Below are 6,441 nucleotides of genomic sequence, written 5' to 3'. Positions count from 1 at the left end.
CGGCGGGCGACGTCCCCTGCGTCAACTAGACTGCGTACGCAGGGTGTTCGGGGGAGGCGGGACAGCGTGGCAGACGAGCAGGAAAAACCGGAGGCGAGCGCCGATCCGGTAACGGACAGCGACGACTGGAAGCCGTCGCCGTTTCCGCGGCAGGCTTCCGAACCACCACCGCCGCCGCCGCCGCGGGTGCGACGGGCCGGGCGCGTGACGCGCCGGGTCGCGGTGGGCCTGGTGTCCCTGCTCGCGCTCGGCGCCAGCGGCTACGTCTACGTCACCAAGGACCAGCTCCAGAGCACCGTCCCGACGACCGACGCGCTCACCCCGCGGGCCGGCGAGCCCGCGCCACCGCCCGCGGACGACGGCGCCGACGACATCCTGCTCGTCGGCAGCGACGCGCGCACGGACGCCCAGGGCAACGCGCTGCCGGCGCGGGTGCTGCGGCAGCTGCGCACCGAAGCCAACGACGGCGCGGTGAACACGGACACGATGATCCTGCTGCGGATCCCGAAGAACGGCGGCAAGCCGTCGGCGGTCTCGATCCCGCGTGACACGTGGACGGCCATCCCGGGCCGCGGCGAGGCGAAGATCAACTCGGCCTACGGCATCGCGAAGGCGCACTTCGCGCAGGCGTTGCGCGGGCAGGGCGAGCGCGATCAAGCGAAGATCGAGCGCGATTCCGACACCGAAGGCCGCCGGGTGCTGGTGCAGGCGGTGCAGGACCTGACGCAGGTGCGGATCGACCACTACGCCGAAATCAACCTGCTGGGCTTCTACCTGCTGACCGAGGCGCTCGGCGGCGTCAAGGTGTGCCTCAACCACGCGACCGAGGACAAGGACTCGGGCGCGAACTTCCACCGCGGCGAGCAGACGGTCTCGGGTGGCGAGGCCCTGTCGTTCGTCCGGCAGCGCAAGAACCTGCCGCGCGGCGACCTGGACCGGATCGTCCGGCAGCAGGCGTTCCTCTCGTCGGCCCTGCACCAGCTGCTCTCGGCGGGCACGCTGGCCAGCCCCGGCACGCTGAACGACCTGATGGACGCGGTGCACCGGTCACTGACCCTGGACCCGGGCCTCGACCTGCTGCAGTTCGCCCAGCAGGCGAAGGGGATCGCCTCGGGCGACCTCACGTTCGCGACGATCCCGGTCATCACGGCGAACGGCCGGAGTCCCGACGGGCAGAGCATCGTGCAGATCGACCTGAAGGCGGTCCGCGAGTTCGTGGCGAGCCTGGCGGGCCGCCCCGCACCGGCGTCGGCGACCCCGGCGGGCGGCGGCTCGGGCAGCGGCGCCGCCCCCGTCGCGGCGCCGCTGCTCCAAGCCTCCCCCGGGGTCACCTGCGTCAACTGACCCCCGGAGGGCACTTTCCCGGGAAAGTGCCCTCCGTCCTTCAGGCGAAGTCGGCGCGGTGCTCCTCCGCCCACTGCCGGAACGTCCGCGGCGCGTGGCCCGTCACCTCACGCACCACGTCCGTCACCAGTGACGGCTCACGCAACGTCCGCTCCCAGGCCCCGAGGACCGACGCCGGCACTTCCGCCGGCCAGCCCAGCGCCAGCATGCGCTCGATCGCCTGGTCCTTCGTCAGTTCTTCGACCCGCAACGGCCGGCCGAGGACGTCCGCGAGCACCTCGGCCTGCTCGCGGAACGAGATCGGCTCCGGGCCGGTCAGCGCGAGCGACTCGCCGTCGTGCGAGCCGTCGATCAGGACGCGGGCCGCGACGTCGGCGATGTCCCGCTCGTGGATCGCCCCGATCCGCGAGTCCGGGTAGGCCGTGCGGACCACGCCCTCCGCGATGTCCGCGCGCCAGCCCAGCGTGTTCGTCGCGAACGCGCCCGGGTTCAACGCCGTCGAGGCGAACGACGCCGCGGCCAAGGCCTGCTCGACCGCGCGGTGCATCAGCGCGATCCGGCTCTCCGCGGCATCCGGTTCCAGCGTCGCGGCCGACGACAGCAGCACGACGTGCCGCACCCCGGCCGCCTCGGCCGTCTTCACGAACCCGTCGATGCCCTGCCGCTGCGTATACAGGAAGACCGCGGAGATGCCCTCGAGCGCCGGCTCCAGCGTCGACGCGTCCTCCAGGTCGGCGCTCACCTTCGCGACGCCGTCCGGAACGTCGAGCTTCGCGGCGTCGCGGCTCGACGCGCGAACGTCCTGACCTGCGGCGACGAGCGCGTCGAGCACCGCGCGCCCGACGTGTCCGGTGGCCCCGGTGACGAGAATGGTCATGCCTGCCCCCAGCTTCCCGAATATGTTTGCTTTAAAAGCAAACGTACTGAGGACGGTGTCGCCGTGTCAACCGGCGCGGCGCGTGGTCCGCGCTTTAGCCTTGTCCCCATGAGCCTGACCGACGAGCTGCTGCGCCCGCTGCCGGCCGCCCAACCGTTGATCACCCACTACGACGACCAGCTGGGCAGCCGCGTCGAGCTGTCCGTCGCGACCACCGCCAACTGGGCGGCGAAGACGGCCAACTGGCTGACCGAGGAGTTCGACGTCGAGCCCGGCGACGCCGTGGCGGTGCAGCTGCCGGCGCACTGGCAGACCGTCGGCGTGCTGCTCGGGGCGTGGTGGTGCGGGGCGCGCGTGGTGACCGGGGGCGCGGGCGCGCGGGTGGCGTTCGTCGGGCCGGACGACCCGGAGCCGACCGGCGCGGCGGCCACCGCCGTCGTGACGCTGGACCCGATGGGCCGCGGCCTCGCCGAGCCGCCGGGCGGCGGCGCGTTCGACTACCTCAGCGAGGCGCGGCTGGCGGGCGACCAGTACCGGCCGCTCTTCCCGATCCCCGGTGACACGGCGGCCCTCTTCGAGTCCACTGTGGACGAGGTGCTGGCGGAAGCCAGGGTCCGCGCGGCGAAACTGGGCCTCACCGCGGACGACCGGGTGCTGTCCACCCGGGACTGGACCGGACCGGACGGCATCCTCGACGGCCTGCTGGTGCCCCTGGCCGCGGGCGTCCACCTGGTCCACGTCAGCAACGCGGACCCGGCGAAGCTGGACGCCCGCCGCGAGGCCGAACGCACCACGGCCGACCTCCCCGCGTAACGCACTCTGCCGCGGCCCCTCACGAGGGCCGCGGCAGAGTGGGGACTCAGGCGTTCTGCAGTTCGCCGACGTCGGCGTCGCGGCGGGCCCGCTTGCGGCCCCACAGCAGGTGGTCGAGCGAGAGCCGGCCGCCGTTGAAGCCGAGGGCGAGCCCGGCGAGCGCCAGGACCAGCACCAGCTCGTAGCCGCCCTGCCCGGTCAGGCCGTTGTCGATGTGCACCGACAGCAGCGCGCCGACCGAGATCACGACGTAGCCGAGGCCGACGAGCGGCAGCAGGAAGCCCACGATGAACGCGATGGAGCCGAGGATCTCGACGGCGATCGCGAAGACCGCGGCCACCGTGGGCAGCGGGATGCCCGTCATCCCGAAGAACTTCGCCGTGCCGTCGATACCGTTGTTCCACTTCTGGAGCCCGTGCGCGAGGAAGACGACCGCGACGCCGATCCTCCCCAGCAACAGGGCCACGTCCTTGAATCGTCCGAACATCCGGTTTCAGCTCCCCGGTAGGTGAAGTTTCAACTGACCCGACCCAAAGTAGGGCACCGGGTACCTTCAGCCGAAGTTCCGGACGGTGATCGACAGGAAACCGACAGGCACCTCGCTCAGCGCTTGTGCGCCCAGGCGGCGGGGAAGCAGTAGACCCCGAACGCGGCGAGCCCCAGTGCCACCACGGTCAGCAGCACGGTGCCGAAGGGCTGGGCGGCGAGCGTCTTGAGCGCCGCGTCGAGGCCGCCCGCCTTGTGCGCGTCGGCGTCGAACCCGGCGATGGCCAGCAGGATCGCGACCACGGCGAGGACGACACCCTTGGCGAGGTAGCCGGTGGTGCCCAGCCAGCCGACCCAGCGCTGCGCCCGGCCCGGCAGCTCCGAGGTGTTGAGGTCCACCAGGAACTTCTGCTTCGCTCCCTTGATCCCGGCGGCGATCGCCACACCCAGGACGGCCGCGGCGACGAGGACGACCAGGACCGGTCCGGCCGGCAGCGACAGCAGTTTGCCGGTGAACTCCTGCTGCTTCTGGCTGCTCGATCCGCCGCTGCTGCTGCCGGTGGCGAGCCGGATGGCAGTGAAGGCGAGCACGAGGACGACGACCCCGCGGGCGGCGGCGCCGATCCGCTTGCGCGTCCGCTTCCCGCCGCTGACCCAGTCGTAGCCGGTGGCGGCCATCAGGAACTGCCACAGCCCGAAGAGGACCAGCCCGATGGCGACGACCCAGAGCAGGACCTGCCCGAACGCCGACGAGCCGATCTGCTCCAGTGCGCCCTTCTGGTCCGCCTGCTCACTGCTGCCGAAGGCGACCTGCAGGGCGAGGTAGGCGAGGACCAGGTGTACGACGCCGTAGCACGCCATGCCGGCCCGGCCGAGCAGTTGTGCGGTGTTGCTCTTCTCGCCTCTTTCGGCGGTGGCCTCTGTCCGGTTCATGCCTTGTGAGTACCCAGTCCGTTCCATGATCGGCTGGGCCGAGTGGGGCAACGTCGCTGCGGCGTTGGGGTGATCCGGCCCGGCTGCGCGACCGGACGGCTACCGGTTGTCGCATGTGGACTCGTCGGCGCGGCCCGCCGTCGCGGTGAGACCATCCCGGAGTGGACCCGCGATTGATCGGCTACTGGTCGGACCAGGAGATCTACCCCGGCTCACCCGAGTACACCGATCTGGGCTTCCGCGCCGACGGCTCGGGCTGGATGTACTGGGCGAGCTGGAGCACGGAGTTCGTCGTCCACCGGTTCGGCTGGCGCGTCCCGGCGCCCGGCGTCCTCGTCGTCCGGCGGCGCTTGACGATCGGCGGGACGTGGTCGGTGGACGGCCCCGGCGTCACGCACCGGCCCGAGTCCCGGGAGGAGGCCGACACGGTCGTCGAGCTCGGCTGGGCGGTGCAACCGGGGCCGGAGCTGATCCTGGACCGCCCGCTGGACGATCTCCTCGGCGGCACGCGGTTCCGGTCCGTCGACGAGGGCGGCACCGACCCGACGACGGCCGGGCCCCTTCCCTAGGACCAGTCCGGCGCCGGGCGGGGCAGCGGGCTGGCGCCCTCCGGCCGCAGGCCGTCGAAGATGATCGCGAGGTAGCGCAGCCACAGGTCCGAAGGGGCGCCCGGCAGGTTCTCGACGACGTGGACCGGGGCGCAGATCAGCAGGAACACGTCGGTGCCCGTGATGTCGTGCCGGATGGCGCCGGCGGCACGGGCCCGGTCGACCAGCGTGGTCACGTCGGCGTGCAGCCGGTTCCGGATTTCCGTGACCGTGGCGTCGTCGGCGCTGGCCGACATGAGGAACGTCAGGTCGCGTTGCCGTCGGCGATCCCCGGCCACCGTCAGGAACTCCAGCAACGCCGCGCCCGGGTCCGGGGCCTTCCCCAGCCGCTCCGCGACTTCCTTCAGCTCCGCCAGGTGGTTCGCCACGACCGCGACGATCAGGTCTTCCTTCGTGGCGAAGTGACTGAACACCGTCCCCTTGGCGACCCCGGCGCGCCGGGCGATGTCCGAGACCGACGCCTCGATGCCCTGCTCGGCGAACTCGTCCTCGGCCGCGGCCAGGACGCGTTCGCGATTGCGCACCGCGTCGGAGCGCAGGCGGCGGCTGGAGGTCGTCATCGTGTCATCCTAGCAACTTGACCCCTTGGTCATTTTATGTGTAACTTCGAGATTAACTTGACCGCACGGTCATTTTGATGGAGGAGATCATGAAGCTGCACGGCGCGACCGCTCTCGTCACCGGCGCGAACCGCGGACTCGGCCACCACCTCGCGCAGGAACTGCTGCGGCGGGGCGCGAAGGTGTACGCCACCGCACGCCGGCCCGAGCTGGTCGACCTCCCGGGCGCCGAAGTGCTGCGCCTCGACATCACGGACCAGGCGTCGGTGGACGCGGCGGCGTCGGCCGCCACGGACGTGGACGTCCTGATCAACAACGCGGCCTTCACGGCTGGAGGCAACCTCACCACCGGCGATCTCGGGGCGATCCGGGAGGTGATGGACTCGAACTACTACGGCACCCTGGCCATGATCCGGGCGTTCGCGCCGATCCTCGCCCGCAACGGCGGCGGCGCCATCCTCAACGTCCTCTCCGCGGCGGCGTGGACGACGGTCGACGGCAACACCTCCTACGCCGCCGCGAAATCCGCCCAGTGGGGGCTGACCAACGGGGTCCGCGTGGAGCTCGCCCCGCAGGGCACCCTGGTGGCCGCGCTCGTCCCCGGCCTGATCGCGACCGAGACGTTGCGCGACTACGTGCGGGCGGCCGGGCTCGAGCTGCCCGAGCACGTCATGATCGACCCGGCCGACCTCGCCCGGGTGGCGCTCGACGGGCTCGAAGCCGGCGACATCGAAATCCTGGACCGCATCGGCGCCGACGCGAAAGCCACCCTCAGCGGCGCACCGCAGGCGTTCGACCTCGCCGCCCTCGCGGGGTGACC

General features: G+C 71.8%; 8 protein-coding genes. 4 read left to right on the top strand and 4 right to left on the bottom strand.

Going from position 1 to position 6,441, the window contains the following annotated elements:
• Positions 1–66: 66 nt before the first annotated feature.
• Positions 67–1,344 carry an LCP family protein gene (locus tag DV20_RS31285; RefSeq protein WP_200876538.1) on the top strand — a complete coding sequence of 426 codons (1,278 nt, stop codon included), beginning with the start codon at positions 67–69 and terminating at the stop codon, positions 1,342–1,344.
• Positions 1,345–1,384: 40 nt separating this feature from the next.
• On the opposite strand, the gene DV20_RS31280 is transcribed toward DV20_RS31285, so the two are convergent.
• The gene (locus DV20_RS31280; RefSeq protein ID WP_043786563.1) at positions 1,385–2,221 is read right to left on the bottom strand and encodes an NAD(P)H-binding protein; all 837 of its coding nucleotides are present in this window, start codon (positions 2,219–2,221) and stop codon (positions 1,385–1,387) included.
• Between the two features lie 108 nt (positions 2,222–2,329).
• Here DV20_RS31280 and DV20_RS31275 point away from each other — a divergent pair, with 108 nt between their 5' ends.
• Entirely contained in the window at positions 2,330–3,034 is a 705-nt protein-coding gene (locus tag DV20_RS31275) for a TIGR03089 family protein (protein WP_043786562.1), read from the top strand.
• Between the two features lie 46 nt (positions 3,035–3,080).
• Here the strand turns inward: DV20_RS31275 and DV20_RS31270 are convergent, their stop codons facing one another.
• Positions 3,081–3,521: a DoxX family protein gene (locus DV20_RS31270; RefSeq protein ID WP_043786561.1), complete on the bottom strand. Its 441-nt coding sequence runs from the start codon at positions 3,519–3,521 to the stop codon at positions 3,081–3,083.
• Between the two features lie 116 nt (positions 3,522–3,637).
• Positions 3,638–4,453, bottom strand: a complete 816-nt coding sequence (locus DV20_RS31265) for a DUF1206 domain-containing protein (protein ID WP_043786560.1) — start codon at positions 4,451–4,453, stop codon at positions 3,638–3,640.
• Between the two features lie 161 nt (positions 4,454–4,614).
• On the opposite strand from DV20_RS31265, the gene DV20_RS31260 reads away from it, so the two are divergent.
• Positions 4,615–5,022, top strand: coding sequence for a hypothetical protein (locus tag DV20_RS31260; RefSeq protein ID WP_043786559.1), 408 nt, complete (start codon positions 4,615–4,617; stop codon positions 5,020–5,022).
• On the opposite strand, the gene DV20_RS31255 is transcribed toward DV20_RS31260, so the two are convergent.
• Positions 5,019–5,621: a TetR/AcrR family transcriptional regulator gene (locus tag DV20_RS31255; RefSeq protein WP_043786558.1), complete on the bottom strand. Its 603-nt coding sequence runs from the start codon at positions 5,619–5,621 to the stop codon at positions 5,019–5,021. The two genes, DV20_RS31260 and DV20_RS31255, sit on opposite strands and share 4 nt — an antisense overlap.
• A 77-nt stretch (positions 5,622–5,698) precedes the next feature.
• Here DV20_RS31255 and DV20_RS31250 point away from each other — a divergent pair, with 77 nt between their 5' ends.
• Positions 5,699–6,439, top strand: a complete 741-nt coding sequence (locus DV20_RS31250; RefSeq protein WP_235191022.1) for an SDR family NAD(P)-dependent oxidoreductase — start codon at positions 5,699–5,701, stop codon at positions 6,437–6,439.
• Positions 6,440–6,441: the final 2 nt, after the last annotated feature.

Origin of the sequence: Amycolatopsis rifamycinica (genome assembly GCF_000695625.1) — a bacterium.
GTDB classification, from domain to species: Bacteria; Actinomycetota; Actinomycetes; order Mycobacteriales; family Pseudonocardiaceae; genus Amycolatopsis; species Amycolatopsis rifamycinica.
The sequence above is the reverse complement of the archived record's forward strand: the minus strand, read 5'-3'. Positions and strand labels throughout refer to the sequence as shown.